General features: G+C 40.1%; 22 protein-coding genes. 7 read left to right on the forward strand and 15 right to left on the reverse strand.

Annotation, left to right across the window (positions count from 1 at the left end; genetic code table 11):
* Nucleotides 1-19 precede the first annotated feature (19 nt).
* The 3 genes from FTV50_RS07165 to yaaA all read right to left on the reverse strand — a co-directional run bounded on the left by FTV50_RS07165 (nt 20) and on the right by yaaA (nt 4,149).
* Entirely contained in the window at nt 20-1,021 is a 1,002-nt protein-coding gene (locus FTV50_RS07165) for an adenosine deaminase (protein WP_180023962.1), read from the reverse strand.
* A 66-nt stretch (nt 1,022-1,087) separates the two neighbouring features.
* Entirely contained in the window at nt 1,088-2,410 is a 1,323-nt protein-coding gene (locus tag FTV50_RS07170; RefSeq protein WP_111885323.1) for an NCS2 family permease, read from the reverse strand.
* A 956-nt stretch (nt 2,411-3,366) separates the two neighbouring features.
* On the reverse strand, nt 3,367-4,149 hold the full coding sequence (gene yaaA, locus FTV50_RS07175; RefSeq protein ID WP_180023963.1) for a peroxide stress protein YaaA: 783 nt from the start codon (nt 4,147-4,149) through the stop codon (nt 3,367-3,369).
* A gap of 125 nt (nt 4,150-4,274) precedes the next feature.
* Here yaaA and FTV50_RS07180 point away from each other — a divergent pair, with 125 nt between their 5' ends.
* On the forward strand, nt 4,275-4,901 hold the full coding sequence (locus FTV50_RS07180) for an alpha/beta hydrolase (protein WP_078194407.1): 627 nt from the start codon (nt 4,275-4,277) through the stop codon (nt 4,899-4,901).
* 280 nt (nt 4,902-5,181) lie between these two features.
* Nucleotides 5,182-5,706 carry a hypothetical protein gene (locus tag FTV50_RS07185; RefSeq protein WP_180023964.1) on the forward strand — a complete coding sequence of 175 codons (525 nt, stop codon included), beginning with the start codon at nt 5,182-5,184 and terminating at the stop codon, nt 5,704-5,706.
* An 84-nt stretch (nt 5,707-5,790) separates the two neighbouring features.
* Here FTV50_RS07185 and FTV50_RS07190 read toward each other — a convergent pair whose 3' ends face one another.
* The 4 genes from FTV50_RS07190 to pheA form a co-directional block, all read right to left on the reverse strand.
* Complete coding sequence (locus FTV50_RS07190; protein WP_078189090.1) at nt 5,791-6,162, reverse strand: hypothetical protein; 372 nt, start codon at nt 6,160-6,162, stop codon at nt 5,791-5,793.
* Nucleotides 6,163-6,274: 112 nt separating this feature from the next.
* Nucleotides 6,275-8,524: a bifunctional prephenate dehydrogenase/3-phosphoshikimate 1-carboxyvinyltransferase gene (locus FTV50_RS07195; protein WP_180023965.1), complete on the reverse strand. Its 2,250-nt coding sequence runs from the start codon at nt 8,522-8,524 to the stop codon at nt 6,275-6,277.
* Nucleotides 8,525-8,527: 3 nt separating this feature from the next.
* Nucleotides 8,528-9,619 (reverse strand): histidinol-phosphate transaminase, encoded by a 1,092-nt coding sequence (gene hisC, locus FTV50_RS07200; protein ID WP_078189092.1) that lies wholly within the window; start codon nt 9,617-9,619, stop codon nt 8,528-8,530.
* Nucleotides 9,620-9,688: 69 nt separating this feature from the next.
* Entirely contained in the window at nt 9,689-10,798 is a 1,110-nt protein-coding gene (gene pheA / locus FTV50_RS07205) for a prephenate dehydratase (protein WP_078194414.1), read from the reverse strand.
* Nucleotides 10,799-11,368: 570 nt separating this feature from the next.
* Here pheA and FTV50_RS07210 point away from each other — a divergent pair.
* Nucleotides 11,369-11,899, forward strand: a complete 531-nt coding sequence (locus tag FTV50_RS07210) for a DJ-1/PfpI family protein (protein ID WP_180023966.1) — start codon at nt 11,369-11,371, stop codon at nt 11,897-11,899.
* Nucleotides 11,900-12,044: 145 nt separating this feature from the next.
* Here FTV50_RS07210 and FTV50_RS07215 read toward each other — a convergent pair whose 3' ends face one another.
* Both FTV50_RS07215 and FTV50_RS07220 read right to left on the reverse strand, forming a co-directional pair.
* Nucleotides 12,045-13,187, reverse strand: coding sequence for an acyl-CoA dehydrogenase family protein (locus FTV50_RS07215; RefSeq protein WP_180020843.1), 1,143 nt, complete (start codon nt 13,185-13,187; stop codon nt 12,045-12,047).
* Between the two features lie 170 nt (nt 13,188-13,357).
* A complete protein-coding gene (locus FTV50_RS07220) occupies nt 13,358-14,704 on the reverse strand; it encodes a dicarboxylate/amino acid:cation symporter (protein ID WP_078194416.1) in 1,347 nt (448 codons plus the stop codon).
* Between the two features lie 408 nt (nt 14,705-15,112).
* On the opposite strand from FTV50_RS07220, the gene FTV50_RS07225 reads away from it, so the two are divergent.
* A complete protein-coding gene (locus tag FTV50_RS07225; RefSeq protein ID WP_078194417.1) occupies nt 15,113-16,111 on the forward strand; it encodes a glycosyl transferase family protein in 999 nt (332 codons plus the stop codon).
* A 91-nt stretch (nt 16,112-16,202) separates the two neighbouring features.
* Here the strand turns inward: FTV50_RS07225 and FTV50_RS07230 are convergent, their stop codons facing one another.
* Together FTV50_RS07230 and FTV50_RS07235 are read right to left on the reverse strand one after the other, a co-directional pair.
* Entirely contained in the window at nt 16,203-16,469 is a 267-nt protein-coding gene (locus tag FTV50_RS07230; protein ID WP_078189099.1) for a YeaC family protein, read from the reverse strand.
* A gap of 2 nt (nt 16,470-16,471) precedes the next feature.
* Nucleotides 16,472-17,410: an NAD(+) kinase gene (locus tag FTV50_RS07235; protein ID WP_078189100.1), complete on the reverse strand. Its 939-nt coding sequence runs from the start codon at nt 17,408-17,410 to the stop codon at nt 16,472-16,474.
* Nucleotides 17,411-17,562: 152 nt separating this feature from the next.
* Here FTV50_RS07235 and mrcB point away from each other — a divergent pair, with 152 nt between their 5' ends.
* Both mrcB and FTV50_RS07245 read left to right on the forward strand, forming a co-directional pair.
* Nucleotides 17,563-19,956 (forward strand): penicillin-binding protein 1B, encoded by a 2,394-nt coding sequence (gene mrcB / locus FTV50_RS07240; RefSeq protein WP_180023967.1) that lies wholly within the window; start codon nt 17,563-17,565, stop codon nt 19,954-19,956.
* A gap of 76 nt (nt 19,957-20,032) precedes the next feature.
* A complete protein-coding gene (locus FTV50_RS07245) occupies nt 20,033-20,515 on the forward strand; it encodes a tetratricopeptide repeat protein (protein WP_180024003.1) in 483 nt (160 codons plus the stop codon).
* A gap of 548 nt (nt 20,516-21,063) precedes the next feature.
* On the opposite strand, the gene FTV50_RS07250 is transcribed toward FTV50_RS07245, so the two are convergent.
* Nucleotides 21,064-21,963, reverse strand: coding sequence for an NUDIX domain-containing protein (locus FTV50_RS07250; RefSeq protein WP_180023968.1), 900 nt, complete (start codon nt 21,961-21,963; stop codon nt 21,064-21,066).
* A gap of 147 nt (nt 21,964-22,110) precedes the next feature.
* Between FTV50_RS07250 and hemP the strand changes: the two genes are divergently transcribed.
* A complete protein-coding gene (gene hemP, locus FTV50_RS07255; protein WP_078189103.1) occupies nt 22,111-22,281 on the forward strand; it encodes a hemin uptake protein HemP in 171 nt (56 codons plus the stop codon).
* Between the two features lie 197 nt (nt 22,282-22,478).
* Here the strand turns inward: hemP and FTV50_RS07260 are convergent, their stop codons facing one another.
* From FTV50_RS07260 to FTV50_RS07270, 3 genes are all read right to left on the reverse strand, one after another.
* Nucleotides 22,479-23,798 (reverse strand): HAMP domain-containing sensor histidine kinase, encoded by a 1,320-nt coding sequence (locus tag FTV50_RS07260; RefSeq protein WP_180023969.1) that lies wholly within the window; start codon nt 23,796-23,798, stop codon nt 22,479-22,481.
* A gap of 4 nt (nt 23,799-23,802) precedes the next feature.
* Nucleotides 23,803-24,471 (reverse strand): response regulator transcription factor, encoded by a 669-nt coding sequence (locus FTV50_RS07265; RefSeq protein WP_180023970.1) that lies wholly within the window; start codon nt 24,469-24,471, stop codon nt 23,803-23,805.
* Between the two features lie 131 nt (nt 24,472-24,602).
* The gene (locus FTV50_RS07270; protein ID WP_168379331.1) at nt 24,603-24,965 is read right to left on the reverse strand and encodes a NirD/YgiW/YdeI family stress tolerance protein; all 363 of its coding nucleotides are present in this window, start codon (nt 24,963-24,965) and stop codon (nt 24,603-24,605) included.
* Between the last annotated feature and the right edge of the window lie 81 nt (nt 24,966-25,046).

Below are 25,046 nucleotides of genomic sequence, written 5' to 3' on the forward strand. Positions count from 1 at the left end.
TGAGATTATACGCTGATTATTAATTCAACGCTTCAATCTTTTTAATCCAAGCTTGTTTTTCAGCATCTGAAATAAATGATGCTTCAAAAGAGTTGATTGCCAGTTGCTTTAACTCTACATTGCTTAAATCAAGCGCTTTGGTGATCGCAACAAAGTTATCATTCATATAACCACCAAAGTACGATGGATCATCTGAATTGACGGTCACATGCACACCTTGTTGCAATAGACGGCGAATATTATGATCAGCCATATCATTCACAACACAAAGTTTTAAATTACTCAGCGGGCAAACGGTTAATGGCATTTTCTCTGCAATTAAACGCTGCATTAAGGCTGGATCTTCTTCTGAACGTACACCATGGTCAACACGATTTACTTTCAGCAAATCCAAGGCTTCCCATACGTACTCTGCTGGACCTTCTTCCCCTGCATGCGCAACGATAAGAAAACCTGCTTCACGGGCTTTTGCAAAAACACGTTCGAATTTTGATGGTGGATGACCCACTTCACTCGAATCTAAACCGACACCAATAATTTGATCTTTATATGGCAAAGCTTGATCTAGAGTTGAAAATGCTGCATCTTCAGATAAATGACGTAAGAAACACATAATCAGATGTGAGCTAATGCCCAGTTTCGTTTTAGCATCATCACAAGCGCGTTGTAAGCCATTCAAAACAGTTTCAAAAGCAACACCACGGTCTGTATGGGTTTGTGGGTCGAAGAACATTTCAGTATGAACCACATGATCTTCTGCACATTTTTCTAAATATGCCCATGCTAAATCATAAAAATCTTGCTCATGAATCAGTACATTTGCACCTGCATAATAAATATCTAAAAAAGACTGTAAATTATGAAAATTATACGCTTCTTTTAATTCTTCGACTGATTGATAAGGGATTGCAATATTGTTGCGTTGGGCAATTGCAAACATGAGTTCAGGCTCAAATGTCCCTTCAATATGCACATGTAGCTCTGCTTTTGGCAAAGCGCGAATCAGCTCAAGTTGATCCATCTTTTATCCTCATAAAAATAAAAAAGGGTGCAAACTGAGTTTACACCCTTTCGCTATTTGACAGTATTAACCGCCAAATGCAGCAAATTTTAATGCCCAAAGGGCAGCAATAATCCAGACCATATACGGTACAGTTTTCGCTTTACCTGTAAGCAATTTAACCAATGCATAGCTGATGAAGCCCATTGCAATACCGTCTGCAATTGAATACGTAAACGGCATAAATACAATTGTTAAGAATGCAGGGACTGCTTCAGTAATATCATCCCACTCAATATGAACGATACCTTGAATCATCAATACGCCAACAAACAATAATGCTGGCGCAGTTGCAAAACCTGGTACAGACTGAGCAAGTGGTGCTAAGAACAATGCCAAAATAAACAATACAGCAACCACAACTGCAGTTAAACCTGTACGACCACCGGCAGCAACACCTGCTGATGATTCAATATAAGGCGTAGTTGAAGACGTACCCAATGCCGCACCCGCAACAATTGCAGATGAGTCTGCAAATAATGCTTTCTTCAAACGTGGTAATTTACCGTCTTTTAATAAACCTGCGCGGTGTGATACACCGACCAATGTACCTGTAGAATCAAATAAATCGACCAAGAAGAATACAAAGATCACGCCAATCAAACTTGCGGTGAATAGACCTTCGAAGTTCATTTGCATGAATGTTGGGGCGATTGAAGGAATAGCACCTACAACACCTTTAAATTCGTTGAAGCCCAGCAGGGTTGAAATTGCAGTAATCACCAAAATACTGATGATGATTGCACCACGTACTTTAAAGTGATGCATAACCACAACCATCAAGAAGCCAAGTAAAGCTAACAAGACAGACGGCTGTTTTAAATCACCCAGACTGACCAGTGTTGCAGGGTTATCAACAATAATGCCGGCATTTTTCAAAGAAACCAGCGCAAGGAATAAACCAATACCGCCACCGATCGCCAGTTTAAGCGACATTGGAATCGCATTGACAATCGCTTCACGGATTTTGAACATGCTGATAGCGATAAAAACAAGGCCAGAGACAAAAACAGCTGCTAAAGCAGTTTGCCATTCCACGCCCATACCCAAACATACAGAATAGGTAAAGTAAGCGTTTAAGCCCATACCGGGTGCTAAGGCAATTGGATAGTTAGCAACAAGACCCATCACCAAACAGCCAATGGCTGCTGCTAGACAGGTTGCGACAAAAACAGCGCCATGATCCATACCCGTTTCGGACAAAATCATTGGATTGACAATAATGATGTAACACATTGTCAAGAAAGTAGTTACACCTGCAATGACTTCTGTTTTGAAACTGGTTTTGTTTTCGCTCAGTTTAAACAGACGTTCAAGCATGTTCTCGGAAGATGGATTAGGAGTCGTCATGACCTAGCCCCTATGAAGTAAACTTTATGCATATAAGCATTCCACAAAATTAATCATGTCATGTATTCATCATTAATTTTGTGTATGCCTAAGCAACGAATATGCCAATTCGGCAGATTGCAGGCTTTAAAAAATCCTATTTTCAACAGCATACAACACGGTACAAATGTTGAAATTTGCAAACAAAAAAGCTGCATAAACCTATGCAGCTCCTCTATTTATGTCATTTAATTCGTATTTAATATCAATAAATACTGATCAAATTAATTTCGGCAAATTATAACACATTGATTTTTTAATGTTTCCACATTTTCATCGCTTTTCAATTTAGTAAATTTAAGACATTGTTTTCTTTATAAAGTTTCAAATTATTATATGTAAAAATAAAATATCAATATTTAGACGAACTCTTCAAGATCATGCTTGAGCTCAATTCAAAAGTAGCAAGATTGATTTTTTTTTAGCGCATATAAGGTGATGCGTTCAAATCATCATTGAACACCTGATTAATTTCTTGCTGTCGCTTTAACTCTGCATTTTTATAAACACTAAACCCTAAGAACACAATGCTGAGTATAAAAATTGGTATCAGTATTTTTTTCATAACAAAATTTTATTCATGTTTAAATATTTGGCTATAATAACAAAAAACTTAAACAAAAAAGTGACGTATTTCACAATTTTATATCTTATTAAGTCATTTAATAAGCTATTTGTTCGATCAATGTTAACTTTGTAATATATTTTAGACTGATAGACAAGATAATCGCTGAATGATTTTTCGAATCCTTTTCCGCAAAAAGCTTCAAATCATAGATCATTTCACATACGAAATTTAAAGCACCATCAATTTCACAGCCCCACCATTAAATCTCGAACGAAGAAGATAAAAAACCGCTGACTTCAAGGCAGCGGCTATACATATTCTTTTCAGTCTAAGCTTTTCAATTTCGAAATTAAGCGGCTTGTTGTTCATCTCGCTTAAAGACCAATTCACCCTTTAAGCTACTCTCTGCATCGAAATAATAACCATCGGTATTGAACGACTTAATATCTTCAATACGTTCAATTTTATTTTCCAACAAATAACGCGCCATTAGGCCACGTGCTTTTTTGGCATAGAAGCTGATGACTTTATATTTGCCGTTCTTTTGATCGAGAAAAACTGGCTTGATGATTTCGGCTTTAATTTTTGATTCTTTGACCGACTTATAATATTCATCTGAAGCGATGTTGACCAAAAGTTCAGAGCCCGCTTTTTCCAAATCGTCATTGATGAGATTGGTGATGGTATTGTCCCAAAACTCGTATAGGTTATGTCCACGTGGATTTTGCAGCTTGGTCCCCATCTCTAAACGATATGGCATCATTAAATCCAGTGGACGCAATAAACCATAGAGACCCGAGAGCATACGCAAATGGGTTTGTGCATATTCAAGGTCTGAGTTTGTAAGTTTATAAGCATCTAAACCGGTATATACATCACCTTTAAAGGCAAAGATTGCTTGGCGTGCATTGGCAAAATCAAAATCAGGCTGCCAATCTCGGAAGCGCTCAACATTTAAATTCGCAATTTTCTCACTGACACTCATCAAGCTTGAAATTTCACTTACCGACAATTTACGTGCGACTGAGATTAATTCCTCAGAATGATCTAATAGCCGTGGTTGAGTGAATTTTTCAGTCGGTAAAGCGGTTTCGTAATCTAAAGTTTTTGCTGGAGAAATTAAAGCGAGCATAAACATCCTGATTAATTTTTAATTAAACAAACTATAACAGTAGAGTATTTTCAAATCCAATCTGTGTTTTTGATAAACATAATCTGTAAACTATGCGACTCTCCCGCTTTCACATTTTAGTCATTATGTCAGAACAACTGTTCATTCAAGGGCCTGTTGGTCAGCTTGAAATTTTTGTTGATTATCCACAGGGTGAAGTGAAAGGATTCGCGGTAGTTACACACCCTCACCCATTGCAAGGTGGCACACCACAGCACAAAGTACCTGTGCTTTTAGCGCAAATGTTCTTAGAACGTGGCTATGTTGTCTATCGCCCAAGTTTCCGCGGCTCTGGCCAAAGTGCAGGAATACATGACGAAGGCAATGGTGAAACCAAAGATACCATGCAAGTCATTGAATTTGCTCGTAGCCAACACCCAAACTTACCATTTTATGCAGGCGGTTTTAGTTTTGGTGCAAATGTCATGACTAAATGCTATGCCCTATTGCCAGTGGAGTTACAGCCTGTACAGACTATTTTATGCGGCTTACCAACCACAACAGTTGCAGGTGTACGTCACTATGTGACACCGCATATTAAGGGTGATATTTTATTTATTCATGGTGAAGAAGATAATGTCACACTGTTATCTGACTTGATTCAGTGGGCCAAACCACAGCGCCATTTAATCACGGTTTTGCCAGGTGCAAACCACTTCTTTACGGGTTATCTAAAACAGCTTCGTATTGCGATTTCACGCTTTTTAGTATAAACAATACCAAAAATGAGTCAGCTTAACTGGCTCATTTTTTTGCCTAGTGACCGCTCTATTCCCCCAATATTCCAGATAAACTGAACTACTCGCTTTTCGATTTATCCAATTTTTTTGCATTAGTGATCATAATTCGTTCAACATGTAATGACTTAAGCCTATGCTCGTTTAATTTTGATTACGCCTCAATTTTTTATCTAAAAACCAATTATTTACTTGTTTAAATCATTAACTACAGAAATAATACCCAGAAAAATTAAGATAAAATTTAGAGGGAAAAATGAAATTTATTGTTGCTGTGATTTTAAGTCTAGGCATTGCAGCTTTGGTCTATTATTTTAATTCAACCCCATCCACAACGACAAATTTGCCAGCGTCTACGGTTGCTGCTAATGATAGTCCCAAAGCTTATTTGACTGCGTCATACAAGATGAATGTCGATGGTCGTGATTTTAGCTTAAAGATGGTCTATGACTTTCCCAACAGCCAAGTGTGTGAAGCTCAACTCAACAGCACAGACACCATGAATATGATTTCAACCTTTAAGCAACGCTGTTCAAGTGACTCGGTGTGTAAAGAAGCTGAAATTTCGTCTTGTTCATCTTTTACCGATCAAAAATATAAAGATATGCTCGATAAAAAATATCATGACACTCATTATATTTATTTAAGCGATAGCAAATTGACTGATCAACGTGGTGTGATCGTGTTTTGGGGACTCAATGAACAAGAGTCAGAAAAAATGTGTGACTATGTGAAAAAGAGCAATCGAACCATGAATCCTATCAATATTGAATGTCTATAACGTTGTTCGATACATTCCGTTAAAAATAAAAAAGCAGCGCTATGCTGCTTTTTTTTATGGATGATTTTTAATTCAATTTTCAAATCATTTTGTCATTTGTTTCCATTGAAACTCACTATATGACTCTTCTTCTTTTAAACTGTTTTCAACCGCTTGAGCCAATTGGTTCAATAGACTTTGCTCAGTAATACGATCTAACCAATCTTGGTCTTCATCTGGATAAGAGGTAATTTCACAGACTAGACGACCTGATTCATCCTGCCCCTGACATGTCACTGAAAGTGGCAATTCATGCTGATCGACACTGACTGCAATCTGATCACCACTTTGCGATAACGTTTGAAAGCCATAACGCTCTAATTTATTTGCCAATAATTCAGCAACCTGAGTTTGCGTATCAGCACTGCTTTCAACTCGATTTGACTCGCTATGCGCGGTGAATTGTAGTTTTCTCATGTATCTATCCAAAGACATTCTTGTTGTATGGTTTTAGCATAAGCAATTAAAACCAAACAGCCAAGCATTTGCTTGGCTATTGTTGAATAAATATACAAATTTAGTGAATTATTTATTCACTTACTGCAATCGTTAAACCGGCTTGAGTCGCTAGCTCTGTAAATGTCGGGAAGCTAGTCGCAACAGTTTCTGTACCCACGATATTAATTTCACCCGAAGTACGTAAACCTGCCATTGAGAAGCTCATTGCAATACGGTGGTCATGATGTGATTCGATTTGACCACCTGTGAAGATTGCACCCCACTCACCCGCTTTGCCTTGACCTTCAATGATGATGCCGTCATCGGTTGGCGTGCAATCGATACCCATAATTTTTAGGCCATCTGCCATTACTTGAATACGATCCGACTCTTTCACACGGAGTTCAGCTGCACCGGTCAAAATGGTTTGACCTTCTGCACATGCCGCTGCAATAAACAGTGCTGGAAATTCATCAATCGCCAATGGCACTTGATCCTCTGGCATATGAATGCCTTTGAGTGTACGTGAACCACGAATACGGATATCTGCAATTGGCTCACCGCCAGCGATACGTTCGTTTTCAACAGTCAAGTCTGCACCCATCTGTTTTAAAATTTCGATCACACCTGTACGTGTTGGATTAATGCCAACCGCTTCGAGTGTGACATCTGAACCTTCAGTAATCGCTGCACCCACCATAAAGAATGCTGCAGATGAAATGTCAGAGGGTACTTGAATGTCTGTACCGACTAACTTGCCGCCACCTTGAAGTGAAATTCGGTTACCTTCTGTTTTCACGTCATAACCAAATGCACGAAGCATACGTTCAGAATGGTCACGTGTCGGTTCTGGTTCAGTGACAACAGTTTCACCTTCCGCCCAAAGACCTGCCAATAAAATACCTGATTTTACTTGTGCAGATGCCATTGGTAAGTCGTAATGAATACCTTTCAGGTTTTGACTTCCAGAAATAGATACGGGCGGCGTACCACGCTCACCTGTAGTTTGAATTTGCGCACCCATTTCACGTAATGGTTTGGCAATACGTTCCATTGGACGTTTTGATAATGACGCATCACCTGTCATCACCGAATCAAATTTTTGTGCCGACAACATGCCTGAAAGCAAACGCATTGAAGTCCCTGAGTTCCCCATATACAAAGCGCCTGCAGGTGCTTTTAAACCATGCATGCCTACACCATGAATGGTGACTTCGCCGTTTTTAGGGCCTTCAATACTCACCCCCATATCGCGGAATGCTTGGAGGGTTGCCAAGGCATCTTCACCTTCAAGGAAACCAGTGACATGCGTTGTGCCTTCTGCAATAGCACCAAACATGATAGAGCGATGTGACACAGATTTATCACCTGGCACAGTAAATTTACCTTGGAATTGCTTGGGACCCGGTAAAATTTTGAATTGCTGTGTCGTCACTTTATTTTTCTCCATCAGTGGTTTCTTTGCGAGCATGTGATTGAAATGTTGACGTGCCGCTTGTGCATGCCCCAACAGTCCCATCAACGCTTGTGAGTTTTCATCTTCAATCAGTTTGCGAAGAATAGCCAATTGTTTTTCAAAGCCATCTACCGCATTTAAAATTGCCTTTTTATTGGCAAAAAAGATGTCATGCCACATATGTGGGTCGCTTGCAGCAATGCGTGAGAAATCACGAAAACCGCCAGCGGCATAACGGAAAATATCTAAATTGTCTTCTCGGTTCGCAAGTTGCTCAACCAAGTTAAATGCCATCAAATGCGGAAGATGACTGGTATGGGCCAACACTTCGTCGTGTTTTTCCACATCCATGCAAATCACTTCCGCTTTGGCAGCTTGCCACAATTGAATCAGTTTCTCTACAGCCCAATCTGCACTGCTAGGTAAAGGTGTCAAAATCACTTTGTGATTAGCAAATAAATCCACTTTACCGGCATGCACACCTGTCAGTTCAGCCCCAGCAATCGGATGCCCCGGTACAAAACCAGCAGGTAATTGCTCACCATAGACTGCTTTCGCTGCATCAACGACATTGCCTTTGGTACTCCCAACATCGGTAATAATCGTCTGTTCGGATAGATAAGGCTTGATCCCCTCAAGGACTTTTTGTGTCGCACGTACAGGCAAAGCCAAAACAACGAGATCTGCACCTTTGACCGCTTCGGCAGGATCGCTATAACCCTGCTGAATAAGTCCTAAAGCTTTTGCATCTTCTAAGGTTTTTTGTGAACGTGTAGACGCCACAATTTCCTTAGCCAAACCTTCAGCAATCATGACGCGAGCTAGGCTTGAGCCAATCAGTCCAAGCCCAATAAAAGCAACTTTTTCAAATAGTGGCACAGACATGACTTAAGCTTTAGCCTCTAAGCCCAAAACTTTAGCCAAGGCAGCTAAGAATTTAGCATTTTCAGCTTCAGTCCCAATTGATACACGTAAATGCTCAGGGATACCAACTGGACGAACAATCACACCTTCTTTTAATAACGCATTAAAGGTTTGTGCAGGATCTGCTTTAACATTCACTAAAATGAAGTTCGCACGTGAAGGCACATACGCTAAACCTAGAGCATCAAATCCTGACTCAAGTTGCGCCATACCTGCTTTATTCACTACACGTGATTTTTCAATAAACGCTTCGTCTTTAAGTGCAGCAACTGCAGCAACCATTGCTAAATGGTTGACGTTGAATGGTTGACGAATACGATTGAGGAAATCCGTCACTTCAACTGAAGCCAAGGCAAAACCAACACGTAACGCAGCCAAGCCATAGCATTTTGACATGGTACGGCTAACGATTAAGTTTGCGTATTGATCTAAGAATTTCAAGCTGTTGAAGTTTTCTGGGAAATATTCCACATAAGCTTCATCTAAAACCACGATCACATTTGCAGGTACTTTTTGCATGAACGCTTCAAATTCAGCTTCTTCAAACCATGTACCTGTTGGATTATTTGGGTTCGCAATAAAAATCAATTTAGTATTGTCTTTAATTGCCGCAGCCATTGCATCTAGGTCATGTGAAAAACCTTTTGCAGGCACTTCAATCGCTTCAGCATTAATGGCTTGTGTCACCAGACCATACACAGCAAATGCGTGTTGGCTATACACTACAGAGTCTTGTTCTGAAACAAAAGCACGAGCAAAAATTTCTAGAAGATCGTTTGAACCATTACCTAACGTAATGCGGTCATGTGCAATACCAAATTGTTTTTCAACTTGGTCTTTCAAAATAAAACCGCCACCATCCGGATATCGACCAATTTCTGCAAGTTCAGCAGCAACCGCTTCTTTCACTTTGTCAGAACAACCCAATGGGTTTTCATTTGATGCGAGTTTTACGATATCTGTAATACCTAACTCACGCTCAAGTTCACTAATTGGTTTACCTGGTTGGTAAGGCTTTAGCTTTGCAATGCCTTCATTGGCTGGGACAAACGTCATTTTACACTTCCAGTTTTTTCAAATGATGAAGGTGATCAACTCCTGATGGAATTGATCACAGTTGTGATCTTAAAGAACAGCAATCGGATATGAACCCAATACACGAATTTCTTTTACTAACGGACGAATTTCTTCAATTGCCGCTTTCACGTTTTCTTGCTCAACATGACCTTCCAAGTCCACAAAGAATACATAAGCCCATTTTTCGGGTAATGCAGGACGTGTTTCGATACTTGTTAAGCTAATATTATGCTTGGCAAACGGTGCAAGAATTTCAAGTAAGGCCCCCGCACGGTCATGCGCAGAAATCAACAATGAAGTTTTGTCATTACCAGATTGTGGCACTTTCTCACGACCAATCACCAAGAAACGAGTAGTATTTTCAGGATTGTCTTCAATATTGCTATGCAAAATTTCAAGGTTGTAAATGTTCGCAGCGACTTCAGAAGCAATTGCTGCTGAGTGCCATTCATTGCGAATACGGCGTGCAGCTTCTGCATTTGAACTGAGTGCAACACGTTCTACACCTGGATAATGAGCATCTAACCAACCACGGCATTGCGCCAAAGTTTGTTGATGAGCATAAATTTGTTTAATGCTGTCTTTACGTGTGTTTTCAGACACTAGGAACTGGTGATGAATACGCAGCTCCACTTCACCAATAACATTCAGATGTGAAGATTTGAAGCAATCTAGGGTGTGGTTCACTACACCTTCAGATGAGTTCTCTACAGGCACAAGACCATAGTGCGCACTGCCTGCTTCTACTTCGCGGAATACTTCATCAATCGTTGGAAGAGGGCGAACAACAGCGTCTTGACCAAAGTGTTTCAACACCGCCGAATGTGTATATGTCCCAACTGGACCTAAGAACGCAATACTTTGCGGTGCTTCAAGAGCTAAACAAGCCGACATGATCTCACGGAATAAACGTGCCATTGTCACATCAGACAATGGGCCTTCGTTACGATCCATAACTTTACGTAAAACTTGCGCTTCACGTTCAGGACGATAAAACAATGGATTCTCTTCTGCAGCAAATTTTGCTTTTGCCACAGCTTCAGCTAGTTTCGCACGACGATTGATAAGTTGTTGAATCTGCATATCAACAGAGTCGATATCTTCACGAATTTGAGCTAAGTCCAGAGAAGTCGGAGTGTTTTGATCATCGTTGATCATTGTTATGTCGCCCTTCAAAAAAATTTTGCAAACAGTATAACAATAGTTAGCTTTCAAATGTTGCGCAATACGACTTTGATGGTTTCAGCCTTAAAAACATACAGTTGATTAAAGCTTCATCAGCTTAACTTAAGAGCCAAAACAGCCAAACTGATAGGTAAAACCATAATTGAGGCAAATCTTACCTTTTGACGGCTTTATTGATCATTCATCTTGAGCAGCACAATAAATAGGCCTTCTCTTTTCCTCCAAATTTGCATCAGATCCATCCTCTTATAAGCCCATCAATCAATTTGTTTCATTGGTCATTTCATTTTTATATTTTGCTCTCAATACCCGCAGCAAAATAAAAATTTCAAAACTTGGTTTTCATGGCATAGAAATAATTTGAAACTTAAAGATGATCTATATAAACACTTGGTCATTGATCGTTTTTTCAGTGACTTAATAGGCACTTTCATCTAGTGTTTACAGTCATTGACGCATTTATTACAAAAGACACAGGTAATTTTTATCATGGCTTTGTAGTCTAAATATCAGAAAAAAAATAACAGACCCATAGGTACAAGTATGCACAAGAAAATTGCAGTGTTAGTGACCTACGATTTTGAAGATATTGAGTACCTTGAGCCTGTGGAGGCCTTTCGAGCCGCTCGGCACAGCATTATCAATATCGAAGATCAGGTTGGAAAAATTGTTTACGGTATTAAACGCCGTTCCCAGATCACCATTGACCAAAGTATCGACGATGCCTCTGTGCATGATTTTGATGCCTTGTTTATTCCCGGCGGTTATTCCCCAGAGAAACTCTCTTTAGATGACCGTTTTATCTATTTTGTACGTAATTTTGCAGATAGCCAAAAGCCGATCTTGAGCAGTTGCCATGGTCCACAGTTGTTATTAGAAGCTGGAGTCATACAAGGTCGTCATTTCGCCCAATCTGAAACGCTGAAATCTGCTTTGTTAAACGCAGGTGTGGTGGTGTCGGATCAATCGGTCGTGAATGATAATAACCTATATATATCGTCTCGCAGTACTTTAGATACCCCTGAATTTATTGAAGTCTGTTTGCAAGTTTTGGGGCAACCGTCATTATCATAGGTTTCAAAATATTCACGCAAAATTAAACACACAATCTAATTCAAATAAGCAAATCTATAGAAATACATCGTCTCTATAGAAATACATCCTAAAAAAAATAGCGAAGTCTTCACTTCGCTATTTTAATTTCAGCCTGATAAATTGTTTATCGACCTAAAATACTTCTTGCCACGATTTCTTTCATAATTTCATTGGTGCCACCGTAGATTTGCTGAATACGTGCATCGACAAAGAAACGTGAAATTGGATATTCGGTCATATAACCATAGCCACCAAATAATTGAAGTAGATTATGGGCCACTTTCATTTGCATATCGGTAGAAAAGCTCTTGAGTGCTGCTGCAGTTTCAACATCAAGTTTGCCTTGCATATAAAGTTCAACATTTTGATTATAAAATGCCGCTGTAGCCAATTCGTCAATCTTAGCCTGTGCCAAGACAAAACGAGTATTTTGGAACTGTCCGATCGCCTGTCCGAACGCTTGTCGCTCTTTAACATACTGCGTTGCCACATCAATGGAACCGCGAATCGCACCAATTGCAGTCGAGGCAATTGCGGTACGTTCACGCGGTAACTCTTGCATCAAGTAAGCAAAGCCTTGTCCAGCTTGACCCAAAAGTTGCTCTTTTGGCACTTTGACGTTGTCATAAAACAACTCTGAAGTGTCTTGCGCATGCAGACCAATTTTGTCGAGGTTGGTACCTTTCTTAAATCCATCCAAATGTGTATCGACTAAAAGTAATGACACACCTTTGGCACGTGCTTGTGGATCAGTTTTCGCGGCCAATACCACAAGGTCTGCATGTTGACCATTTGAGATAAAAGTTTTCGAACCATTGAGCAGATAATGATCACCCTGCAAAATTGCACTACTACGCATAGACTGCAAGTCCGAACCTGCTCCCGGCTCTGTCATACCAATAGCACCGACCACTTCACCTGTGACCATTTTCGGTAACCAATATTGTTTTTGTTCTTCTGAACCAATGTGCAAAATATAAGGTGCTGCAATTTCAGAATGGCATGAAATACCTGTCGATAATGCACTAAAACCTGCTCGCGCAGATTCTTCAACTAGCATCAGTGAATAATGCGTTGGGACGCCATAGCCGCCATATTCTTCAGGCACATCCACACATAAAAAGCCATTTTCACCCAAAGCATTCCATACTGAACGCGGCATAATGCCTTCACGTTCCCATTGCTCATAATGTGGTGCGACATGCTCTGCCATAAAGCGGCGAAAGTTATCTCGAAATAATTCTAAGTCTGCATCATAAGCTAGCATGTGTTTCTTCCTTGGTTGAGTTTGTTATTTTGTTGAGCTCCATCCTATTGCAGTTTAGAACAGCCGTCATGCCTAAAAACTAAAGCGTTCAAATTTGGCTTTGCCCTTGCATTAAAAAAGGAAGCCGAAGCTTCCTTTTTAATTACATCTTTTACATCACAGCATCAGCCTTAGGCATGATGTGCATTGCCTTCTTCTTGCATCTGACGGTCAATTTCTTCAGGATTTGCTAAAGCAAAATCCAGTTTTTCTTTGTCTAATTGACCCACCCATTTCGCAACCACAATCGTTGCCAATGAGTTACCTACAAGGTTCGTTAATGCACGTGCTTCTGACATGAAACGGTCAATACCAAGAATTAATGCCAAACCTGCAACAGGAATATGACCCACAGCAGACAATGTTGCAGCCATCACAATAAAGCCTGAACCCGTCACACCCGCAGCACCCTTAGATGAAATGAGTAGAACCAATAACAATGTGATCTGATGCGAAATATCAAGCGGTGTATTGGTCGCTTGTGCAATAAAGATTGCTGCCATGGTTAGGTAAATAGACGTACCATCTAGGTTAAATGAATAACCTGTTGGAATAACAAGACCCACTACAGATTTTTCTGCACCAGCAAGTTCAAGTTTTTTCAACATACGTGGCAGTACAGACTCTGAAGATGACGTACCCAGTACGATCAGTAACTCTTCGCGAATCATGCGAATCATTTTCAAAATACTGAAACCGCAAATACGTGCAATTGAGCCAAGTATAATGAAAATAAACAGCAAACATGTGATATAGAAGCAGATGATCAATTGACCCAATTGCGCCAAACTACCAATACCATATTTACCAATGGTATAAGCCATCGCACCGAAAGCACCAATTGGTGCAAGCTTCATGATCATGTTTACAATGTTAAAGAATACATGTGCAATTTGATCAATAAACTTCAATACAGGCTTACCTGCATCACCAAGTTTATGCAAAGCAAAACCAAATAATAAGGCAAATAATAGAACTTGAAGAATTTCACCCTCAGCAAACGCACCAACAACGGTGTTTGGGATGATATTCATAAAAAATTCTTGTGTAGATTGTGCTGCACCAGATTCAACATATTTAGAAATACCTGCAGTATCTAAAGATGCTGGATCTACGTTCATGCCCACACCTGGTTTTGCAATATTAATCACTGCAAGACCAATAATGAGTGCGATGGTCGAAACGATTTCGAAGTATAGTAAAGCGACCCCACCTGTCTTACCCACAGATTTCATGCTTTCCATGCCTGCAATACCACTCACTACGGTACAGAAGATCACAGGTGCAATAATCATTTTAATTAGCTTAATGAAACCTTGTCCTAGTGGATAGAACAATTCACCCCAGCCTTTTACGTATTGCTCGGTACCATTGATGATTTGCGTACCACTTGGTGAGAAATGACCCACCAATACACCCGCAATAATGGCAACGATCACTTGAAAATATAGTGACTTATAAATTGGTTTTTTAGCCATGACATTACTTCACGATATATTTCTACTTCAAAGAAATATTCAGTTTTTGTCTATTTTCAAAAAATAAACAGCCCAAAACCCCTTTGTCTTCGACAAAAGAGCACCAAAGGTATTTGACTTAGCCAAATACAGAAAAACGAAATATGTATGGTGATTAAATAATCACATCAGGACCTGATATAGAATCAGCACATTGATCAGGAGATGAAACACATACTAAAGTAGGTTAAATTTTACCTGTTTTTTAATGGCTTGTTCTGCCACAAATGTTAATTTCGGTTAAATAATAGACCGAGATCATTAGACTATAGTCTAAAGACTGCATTTTTTACGCTCATTATCAGGCTGAAAAATATCAACTATAGAAGTAAACTATCCTTAAGTCCTAATTTTAAGCCCAGTATTTGCATGAACAATAAACGAAATATTTACAAAGATTTTGAACATCCTTTTGCGCAATTTGTCCGTATCGTGGGTAAAGGCAAAAATGGCGCACGTTCGCTCACTTATGATGAAGCCTACCAAGCATTCAGCATGATCTTAAAAAATGAGGTTTTAGACGTTCAATTGGGCGCTTTCTTGATGTTATTGCGTGTAAAAGAAGAGTCAGTCGATGAACTCACTGGCTTTGTCCAAGCCACACGTGATCAGCTCAAGTTTAAAAAACTTGATGTCGATTTAGATTGGTCATCTTATGCAGGTAAACGCAAACATTATCCTTGGTTTTTATTGGCCGCATTAACGCTAGCAAAACACGGCTACAATGTCGTAATGCATGGCGCTTCAGGTCATACCATTAACCGCCTTTATACAGAACAAGTATTAGAGTATTTGGGTTTTCCTATTTGCCAAAATGATACAGATGTGGAACAGCAACTAATACAACGTCATTTTGCTTATATTCCGCTCGACGTCATTTCACCAATACTCAGTGATTTAATTTCACTACGCAATGTGATGGGTTTACGTTCCCCAATTCACACCCTTGCGCGTCTGATAAATCCATTTAATGCCAAAGCCACCATGCAAGCTATTTTCCATCCAGCCTATCGTGGATCACACCAACGTGCGGCATTTCAATTGGGTTATCAAAATAGTGCTGTCATTAAGGGTGAAGGTGGTGAATTCGAACGTAACCCCGATGCAAAAACATTAATTTGTGGTATCAAGGATGGTGAAATGTATGAACATGAGTTGCCTAAACTGACGGACAACCGTAGTCCAGTCGAAGAAGAACTTGATTTGGCCGTTTTTAAAGCCGTTTGGGATGGTCAGCAGACACATGAATATGGTGAAATCGCAGTCACCGAAACCATGGGAATCGCACTATATACCATGGGTGCAGTCGCAAGTTTTGATGAAGCCATGCAAACTGCCAAAACCATGTGGGCAAATCGTCACGCTTAAATAAGCAGATATGAAGAAATAAATCTAGGCATGCATCAAGCCAATAAAAAGCCAGCATTGAGCTGGCTTTTTCAATCAAAAAGAAAAAGGATTAAACGAAACGAATCGGCTTGAACTCAGGTTCTTCCACATGCGAGTCGCAATGCTCATCTTCTTCTTTGGTCCCACGGTCAATATAACCACTACGCTCATCTTCTGGCAAATGTTTAATTTCCCATGCATAAACCGCTTGCATACAAATCTGACGTTGTTCTTGAGTCAGCGCTACACCATTTGGCCATTTACCAATTTCAATTGCCGTTTTTAATCGACCAACAATTTCAGGATCGAGTACGGCAAGCATCTGTTCAATATTCATAATTAATCCTGCTTTAATGAGTCAAAATCTTGGTTCCAGCCTAGCTTGGTACGACATGCCATATAGAAGTCATAACCAGGTGGATGTAATAAGTTGAGCTTAAATGGATGTTTGCGGATATGTAAACTATCGCCTACACCCAATGATACACTGTGTTGACCATCGGCACTGACCATTGGTAGAACACGATTTTCACGAATCAAAATTTTAATTTCGCTTTGTCCGCCCACAACAATCGGACGTGACGACAAAGTATGTGGATGCATTGGCACTAAGGCAATCGCATCCATACTTGGGTGGACAATCGGCCCACCACCAGATAATGCATAAGCTGTAGAGCCGGTTGGCGTGGAAACAATTAAACCGTCACTGTGTTGGCGGTACACATATTGGCCATCGATATTCAGTTCAAAGTCGATCATATGTACCGATTTACCTGAATGCAGCACAATATCATTTAAAGCCACGGCATCATAAATCGACTCACCTTTCGAGCGAATTTCCATTTCCAACAAGAAACGTCGGTCTAGCTGAAACTCACCTTTGAGCACTTGATCTAACTTGAAAATCACTTCTGTCGGTTTGATATCGGTCAGGAAGCCCAAACGACCACGGTTCACCCCAATCACAGGAGTATTGTATTTCACCAAGGCACGTGCAGCATGAAGCAATGAACCATCACCGCCGACTACGATCACCAAATCGACGACCTCACCCAATAAATTACGGCTGACCGTCTGAGTATTATTATAGGGAACCAGCTGCGCTGTTTGCGTATCAAATACAGGATGTAATCCCAAACTCAAAATATGATCGTGGATCAAACATAGGGTTTCGATCACTGATGATTTGTCTGGACGACCAATCAACCCAATGTTTCGAAATGATTTATGTGAAATTTGCACCTGCGCTTTTGCTCCGCTTCGCCTCATTGGTATCATATCACTAACAGAAATGATTTAAAAAAACTTTAAAGTTTCGACTTTAGTGAAGTAGCTTCCAATATTTTGCATACATATAACAGTTTAAATATTGCAAAATACTGAAAAGCTTCGCATGATTAGCAAAATTTCTCAGGGTTTTATCACTATTTATGAAGTCTGAACGTGGCATAGGCATAATTGCACTGATTTTTTCGCTGTTGATTATCGGCGGATTTCTCGTGTTCAGCATTTATCTTATTCGTCTAGATAATATTGTACGGGACAAATTCGAAGGTCAACGTTGGGATATTCCAGCTAAGGTATTTGCTCGTCCTTTAGAAATTTACACCAATGCGCCTGTAAGCCAAGCAGACCTCAACCAAGAACTGAAACTTTTGGGCTATAACGCTCAAGACAGCTATGCGAAAACGGGAAGTTACGTTACTTCTGGCAATGTAACCTATATCCATACGCGTGGTTTTGACTTTGGTGATAGTGTCGACCCTGAACAAGTCCTTAAAGTGACCTTTGGTGAAGATCAAATCACTGAAGTAAGTGCGACCAAGCCTTCAAGCAGTGGTATTGCCCGCTTAGAGCCGATGTTAATTGGTGGTATTTATCCTCAGCACAATGAAGACCGTGTGCTGATCAAACTTGATAAAGTGCCAAAGCCTTTAATCCAGGCTTTAATTGCTACAGAAGACCGTAATTTCTATCAGCATCATGGTATTTCCATTCGTGGTACAGCACGTGCCATCGTAAGTAATGTCACTGGTGGTAAACGTCAAGGTGGTTCGACCCTCACTCAGCAATTGGTGAAAAATTTCTATTTATCGCCTGAAAAAACCATTAAGCGTAAGGCCAATGAAGCCTTAATGGCGATGCTGATTGAACTTCACTATGACAAAGATGAAATTCTTGAAGCTTATTTAAATGAAGTGAACTTAGGTCAAAACGGTAACTATTCAATCAATGGTTATGGTTTAGCCTCACAATTCTATTTTGGTTTACCACTGCGTGAATTAAATATTGCTCAGCAGGCGTATTTAGTCGGTCTGGTTCAAGGCCCGACCCTATTTAATCCGTGGAAAAACCCTGAAGGTGCGATTAAACGCCGTAATATTGTGTTAAACAATATGGTGGTGATGGGCTATTTAACTCAGGAACAATATGAAACTGAGTCAGCACGTCCATTGAATGTCATTACAAAACCAACATTGGGCCCTTCTCGCTTCCCAGACTATATGGATATCGTGCGTCGTCAATTGCGTACCGAATACCAAGAAAGCGATTTGACCAATCAAGGTCTGCGTATTTTCACCGCGATGGACCCGATTGCTCAAACTCGTGTACAAACTGCATTTAAAGAATCTGTGGCACGTTTAAGTAATGCCAATCCAGCACGCTTGAAAGAATTACAAGGCGCGGTACTGGTGTCTCATCCTGAAAATGGTGAATTGGTTTCAGCAGTCGGTTCAACGCAGGACTTTACTGGCTTTAACCGTACAATGGATGCTAAACGTCAAGTCGGTTCATTGCTAAAACCTGTGATTTACCTCAGTGCGATAGAATCAAACCGTTATAACTGGGCGAGTCAAATCGAAGACAGTCCTATCAGCATTCAAAGTGATGGCAAAGCTTGGACACCGAAAAACTATAGTGGTGGCGCACATGGTGTCGTACCAATGGTCGATGCCCTTTCAAACTCGTATAACCTCTCTGCGGTACGCTTAGGTCAAGAGTTCGGTATGTCGACTTTTATTAACCATCTGAAAAAGTTTGGTGTGACTTCTAATATTCCAAACTACCCTTCGATTTACCTCGGTGCTATCGATATGTCACCGATGGAAGTCATGAGTGTCTATGGCAACTTTGCAACCGGTGGCTTCAAATATCCAGTGAAAGCTATTCGTTCAGTGGTCGATGCCAATGGTCGTTTATTAGATCGTTATAGCTTAACGGTACAACCGACTATTGCACCTGATGCTGCATTTATCTTGAACTACGGTTTACAACAAGTGATGAGTTCAGGCACAGGCCGTTCTGCTTATGCATCATTACCAGCTTCACTCAAACTTGCAGGTAAATCAGGGACAACCAATGATACGCGTGACTCATGGTTTGCAGGTTATTCAGGTAATTATTTAAGTGTGGTTTGGTTAGGTTTAGACAACAACAAAGTTACAGGCTTAACTGGTTCGTCAGGAGCACTTCCTGTTTGGACCAATGTGATGAAGCAGTTACGTCAAAAACCAGTTAATTTACGTCAACCAGACAGCGTACAGTGGCATTGGTTAGACCGTTATTCAGGTAATTTATCTGCGCAGCATTGTACAGGTGCGATGTATATTCCTCTGTCGCGCAACTCCATTCCAAATCAAGCTACGGCATGTGGTTCGACACAATATGAAGTAGAACCTTACACAGTTGATACTGAAGAGACGCAGCCAACTCAGGAGCAAAATGATAGTTTAGGTGACTACATTCGTGAAAGTGATGTCGATAATGATCAGGGTTCATCTGATCAACCTCGCATCATCTCAAGTGGAGAGTATTCAAATTAAACTGCACAACATTAAAGTTTTAAAAACGTTCAGTATTCTGAGCGTTTTGACGATCATTTTGGCAGGTTGCCAAACCATGATCGAACCTGAGCAAAAGCCGCCTGCCGCACCTGAAAAAAAGGCAGACATCCATGACCCTTCTGGGGTCATTATTACAACATATGACCATCCAGAAATTAAACGTCATCGCATCGTTATTCCTGAACAGAAAACCCAAATTCAAAAGTTTGATGATGGCCGCGACTTACCTGCATTCAAAAAATTGATGCAAACTACGCAAACCGCTTATGCCAATGGAAAATGGAATGAAGCTGAAAGTGCGGCAACTCAAGCACAGCGTTTGGCACCACAATCTGCGGAAACTTTTTTATATTTGGCAATGATCGCCAATCGAAAAAATCAACCTGCGAATGCAGAATCGTTGGCACTGCGTGGATTAAGCTATGCTCAAACCAAGCCGATGAAACAACAGCTTTGGAATGTTGTTTTAAAAGCTGGTCAAATGCAAAAGAAAAGCAGCACCATTCAAAAAGCCCAACAAGCCATCAAAGCACTTTAAGCCCCCATAAAAAAGCCTGATCTTAATTGAGATCAGGCTTTTTTATTTAAAACATACTAAAAGTGAGTTTATTTCTCATAGTTATTATTAAATAATGTTACGCAGTAACATCAGAAGCTTAATTTGATCTAAATAAAAGTACGATACACGGTAACGTCATCCGCAAGCGTTTGAGACAAGACTACATCTATTTAAAAATGTTTTTGCGATACTTTGGATAAATTGACGCTATAGTGAACGAGTTTTGTCGGTGAGGTGCATTGCACCGCAAGATGGTTTCCTTGTGAAGCACGCTTCTCATTTTGCCTAATGAGAAGCATCGTTTCGTAAGAGTACCTCCAGCCGAAGGCTAATCCCTTTATTCAATCTCTAGATTTAAGACTCCGTCGTATCGGTTTAAAAATCATTTTAAAAATGCGTAATTATTTTTACTGGCGTAACATCAGTAAATAGCTTACAAATAGTAAGTCTATTTCTAACCAACCTTCACTGAATTTTACATAACGACTTTCAAATACGACTTTAATTCAATATACACATTCTAGTTTCTAAAAACTGCGAATACCTGCCACCCCATAAGCATGATGTTGCTGTGAAATAGACAATAATTCAGGACACATGCCACCTAAAGCAAAAACAGGGATTTCTATGCCTCGTGCAATCTCAGAAAAATGCGCCCATCCCATACCTTGCGCCTCTGGATGACTTTGTGTCGCAAGAACTGGGCTCATAAGAATAGCATCACAGCCAATTTTTTGCGCATGCAGTGCAGAAACTTGATCATGACAAGCTGCGATATAGCGCTTCCCAAGCTGTAAATCACCTTTATTTTTTTGCAGCAATTGGTGCTGTTTAAGATGTAATGACGAAATATGTGCTTGCACCTCTGTAGAGAGCAATGACCATAGATCTTCATTAATTATCAATTGTTTTAAAATCACAGTAGGTAATTGATTTAATGCCTCTGCATTTTCTATGCTGGCATCGACTCGCCAATAATACAACAGCGTCTCTTGAAGCGTTTCAAGTATTGGTAGATCGGCGGTGATTTTGATCTGTTGCTGCCAATATAAACGTTGCAAAATAGCTTGATTGGCCTTTGGAAAATTCAAACTCATGAGTTGTTGACGCGAATACCAGGCCCATGGCTTTTGGATTTCATTCAGCAACGCATGCGGGACGATGGCATGAAATAAATGTAATTTCACAATGACATCATCGTATTCATGTTGAATAAAATCAAAAGCATGCCAGTCATGTAAACCAATTCCAACTTCTTCAAAAATTTCACGACGACACGCTTGTTCAGGACTTTCACCCTGCTCAACTTTACCACCCGGAAACTCATGTTTATTGCCCTGATGTTGTTTTGCTTCACGCCAACCCACCAGTACTTTGTCTTGATGCAATAAAATCGCAATGGCGACATCGATTTGCGGTTTCGACATAGTTCCCTGCTCTCTACTCTGTTCCAATTGATATCTAAGTGTAAGCAAATTTATCTTTTTTATAAAATCCTAAAATTACCGTTGACAGGCCTATTCGATAATGATTATCATTTAAAACATTCAGAAATACACCACGGAGTCGACGGAATGAACGCACCATTTAGCCTTTTTACTCGTAGCAATGAAGCACACCACTCACTGCCTATGCTACATTCAAACAACCTTTTTGCCTTAGGACGTGAAATTCGAATTATGCATGCAGGTGAAGAATATCGACTACGTTTAACACGAAATAATCGCCTTATTTTAACCAAATAATTTCTGATAAAAATAATAATTATCAGCGCAATAAAAATAATCGTGGACACAAGCAGTAAGCTATCCGCTTACTGCTTTTTAAGTTTTGTACTAAGTCAAATTAATCTTTATAGGTACTCAAACTTAATTTAAATCGCAACACTCATCTTCCTCTCATAACACTCTTTCGCACAAATTCCATGGGGCAAATCATGTGTTTAGCGGATTGGAAAAGTGAGTTGTACCTTTAAGCCGCCTAGTTCAGAGGCATCCACACTTAAATGACCTTGATGTAACTGTGCAATTTTTTGGGCAATTGAAATACCTAAACCTGAACCTTGCGTCTTCGTTCCCAATACGCGGTAAAACCGCTCGCCAATGCGTTGCAATTCTGCGGCTGTCAGTCCTGCACCTTGATTCTCGATCGTCCAAATCGCTTGCTGCGCTGTTACCGTTAAATCAATCTGGACCTGTCCTTGCTCAGGACTATAACGGATGGCGTTATCGACTAAGTTCCGCAGACAGCTAAACATCAACTCTGCGTTCATAGCAAACTGTACAGACTGGGTCTGTAGCTTCAATTCGATCTGTTTTTCTTCAATAAACGGCTGTAAAGCGTCAAGGACTTGTAAACTCAGCCGTTCTAAGTCGTCTTGTTTTTTATCTAATTGCTCCGATTGCGTCGGGTCGAGCCGTGCCAAAATTAGTAGATTTTCCAACACGCGTGTTCCTCGATTAACATCGTGCTGTATGCTCAATAAATCCTGCTGAATGTCGGGATATTTTCGTTTTAATACCTGAAGTCGCATTTGAATCGCAGACAGCGGTGAGCGTAATTCATGTGAGGCATCGGAGGTAAAGCGTTGTTCCGCCTCTAAGGCTTGATCTAATCGGTTTAATAAAAAATTCAGCTGTGTTTGGATCGGTTCTAGTTCCTGTAATACAGGTTCAGGTAAAACAATGGCTTGTAAGTCATCTACATTTTTTTCAGCGATTTGTTTTGAAAAAAGCTGTAAAACTTTCAATTGACGTTTAATCAAAATATGCAGTAATAGCCATTGGATCAACCAGACAATCAATAGAATCCCTGCATAGCCTAGTACGCTTTGCAGCGTTTCCCTCAGCCGTGTTTTCATCGGTTGAATGATTTGTACGCTTAATCCATCGTCCTGAAGTGCATAGCTACGCCAAAGCGCGCCTTCTCTCCATTGATAATGCAACCCTTGTTTTAAATTGGGCTGATGTTCAAATGCTGTGTGTTGTTCCGATGTGGTTAAGACTTGCGACCCTTGCATGAGTTGATATTGCATATCAAACTCTTCACTTAGTTCATCTATTTGTTCGTCTTGCTTCAGCGTTAGATCAGTAGCAGTAAGCATATCTGCCACTTCGTCCATCAGGGCATCGTGTACATTCATGATGTGATACAAACCAAATCCCAACATCAGACACAGAGAGATTGCTCCCGCCCAAATTGCACTGAGCAGTGAGGTTTTAATCAGTTGCGACTGTAAGGAAATACTTTCTTTATCACTCATAAACTTAACTTTGTTGAGGAAGATTCATGCGATAACCCAAACCTCTTAAGGTTTTAATGTAATCACTGCCAATCTTCTTACGCAATTGGTAAATAAAAACTTCGATCGCATTACTTTCAACTTCATCGCCCCAAGCATAGAGTGATTCTTCGAGTTGGCTACGCGTCATAATATGCTCAGGATTTAACAACATCTTATGCAAGATTTGATATTCACGCGATGTCAGCGTAATCAATTCCGCATTTTTACGCAGCGTTTTGGCTTGTACATCTAAACTTAAATCTCCGAAAGTCAAACAATTATCACGCTGTTGATGATGCAAGCGTAATTGGGCACGCACCCTTGCTGACAACTCTTCTAAGCTAAAGGGTTTCACCAAATAATCATGGGCTCCCAGATCTAAACCTTCAACACGATCTGCAATACTGTCCCGAGCAGTAATAAATAAAACTGGTGTAAGCGGATGCAACTGTACGATACGTTTTAAAATTTCGTCACCAGTTACTTTTGGTAAGCCACGATCTAAAAGTATGCAATCATATTGATGTTGTTCTAAAGCCAAAATAGCGTGATCGCCTCGCTCAACCCAATCAACACTGTAGCCATCCATTTCAAGCCATGTTTTTATACTGTCGGCTTGGGATGCATCATCTTCTGCCAATAAAATTCGCATCTTACCTACCCTATTTCTATGGTTCCAACTTCAGTGTATCGAACTTTTGCTCATATCTACTCAAATCATAAAAAAACCACAGCAAGCCGTGGTTTTTTATAGTGCAGCACTGTATTGAATGACAGGCTAAATTAAAATTTTACTTGATCGACATCAACTTCAACGCGTTTCGTCGGTTTGTAATCAATGTCGATTTCACCAATGAGCGTTACTGGTGTTTTAGCTGAAATCGCTTTGCCTTGCCAAAGTTCATCATCAATATCCACTGTAATGCTGCCTGTGCTATCGCGGAACTGATATTTTTCATCGCCCATCGATTTCACAACATAACCTTTCAATTGAACTTTACTATCATCTTTTAAGCCTAAGGCATGTTTCACTGATGTGGTTTTCATCGGCGCAACTGCTGTTTGATTGACTGCTGTATTCGCAACTGCCACTGATGCCACACCTGCAAATGCTAAACCACATACCAATTGAGTGAATGTTTTCATCTTCGATCTCTCTTACTTTGTCTATTTCGATAGCGCTATTTAAACAAAGCAAGATGAGTCGAATCTTAAGCTAAAGAGACG

The sequence above is a fragment of the Acinetobacter sp. YH1901134 genome, from assembly GCF_013416965.1.
In the GTDB taxonomy this organism is placed as follows: Bacteria; Pseudomonadota; Gammaproteobacteria; order Pseudomonadales; family Moraxellaceae; genus Acinetobacter; species Acinetobacter amyesii.

Bases quoted from the DNA above. Each gene is read 5' to 3' on its own strand.
- FTV50_RS07170 (WP_111885323.1), bottom strand. From the start codon at position 2,410: ATGACGACTCCTAATCCATCTTCCGAGAACATGCTTGAACGTCTGTTT.
- FTV50_RS07245 (WP_180024003.1), top strand. From the start codon at position 20,033: ATGATCGAACCTGAGCAAAAGCCGCCTGCCGCACCTGAAAAAAAGGCA.
- FTV50_RS07210 (WP_180023966.1), top strand. From the start codon at position 11,369: ATGCACAAGAAAATTGCAGTGTTAGTGACCTACGATTTTGAAGATATT.
- FTV50_RS07265 (WP_180023970.1), bottom strand. From the start codon at position 24,471: ATGCGAATTTTATTGGCAGAAGATGATGCATCCCAAGCCGACAGTATA.
- FTV50_RS07235 (WP_078189100.1), bottom strand. From the start codon at position 17,410: ATGATACCAATGAGGCGAAGCGGAGCAAAAGCGCAGGTGCAAATTTCA.
- FTV50_RS07270 (WP_168379331.1), bottom strand. From the start codon at position 24,965: ATGAAAACATTCACTCAATTGGTATGTGGTTTAGCATTTGCAGGTGTG.
- mrcB (WP_180023967.1), top strand. From the start codon at position 17,563: ATGAAGTCTGAACGTGGCATAGGCATAATTGCACTGATTTTTTCGCTG.
- FTV50_RS07195 (WP_180023965.1), bottom strand. From the start codon at position 8,524: ATGTCTGTGCCACTATTTGAAAAAGTTGCTTTTATTGGGCTTGGACTG.
- pheA (WP_078194414.1), bottom strand. From the start codon at position 10,798: ATGATCAACGATGATCAAAACACTCCGACTTCTCTGGACTTAGCTCAA.
- FTV50_RS07190 (WP_078189090.1), bottom strand. From the start codon at position 6,162: ATGAGAAAACTACAATTCACCGCGCATAGCGAGTCAAATCGAGTTGAA.
- yaaA (WP_180023963.1), bottom strand. From the start codon at position 4,149: ATGCTCGCTTTAATTTCTCCAGCAAAAACTTTAGATTACGAAACCGCT.
- FTV50_RS07215 (WP_180020843.1), bottom strand. From the start codon at position 13,187: ATGCTAGCTTATGATGCAGACTTAGAATTATTTCGAGATAACTTTCGC.
- FTV50_RS07165 (WP_180023962.1), bottom strand. From the start codon at position 1,021: ATGGATCAACTTGAGCTGATTCGCGCTTTGCCAAAAGCAGAGCTACAT.
- FTV50_RS07260 (WP_180023969.1), bottom strand. From the start codon at position 23,798: ATGAGTGATAAAGAAAGTATTTCCTTACAGTCGCAACTGATTAAAACC.
- FTV50_RS07250 (WP_180023968.1), bottom strand. From the start codon at position 21,963: ATGTCGAAACCGCAAATCGATGTCGCCATTGCGATTTTATTGCATCAA.
- FTV50_RS07180 (WP_078194407.1), top strand. From the start codon at position 4,275: ATGTCAGAACAACTGTTCATTCAAGGGCCTGTTGGTCAGCTTGAAATT.
- FTV50_RS07230 (WP_078189099.1), bottom strand. From the start codon at position 16,469: ATGAATATTGAACAGATGCTTGCCGTACTCGATCCTGAAATTGTTGGT.
- FTV50_RS07185 (WP_180023964.1), top strand. From the start codon at position 5,182: ATGAAATTTATTGTTGCTGTGATTTTAAGTCTAGGCATTGCAGCTTTG.
- hemP (WP_078189103.1), top strand. From the start codon at position 22,111: ATGAACGCACCATTTAGCCTTTTTACTCGTAGCAATGAAGCACACCAC.
- FTV50_RS07220 (WP_078194416.1), bottom strand. From the start codon at position 14,704: ATGGCTAAAAAACCAATTTATAAGTCACTATATTTTCAAGTGATCGTT.
- hisC (WP_078189092.1), bottom strand. From the start codon at position 9,619: ATGACGTTTGTCCCAGCCAATGAAGGCATTGCAAAGCTAAAGCCTTAC.
- FTV50_RS07225 (WP_078194417.1), top strand. From the start codon at position 15,113: ATGAACAATAAACGAAATATTTACAAAGATTTTGAACATCCTTTTGCG.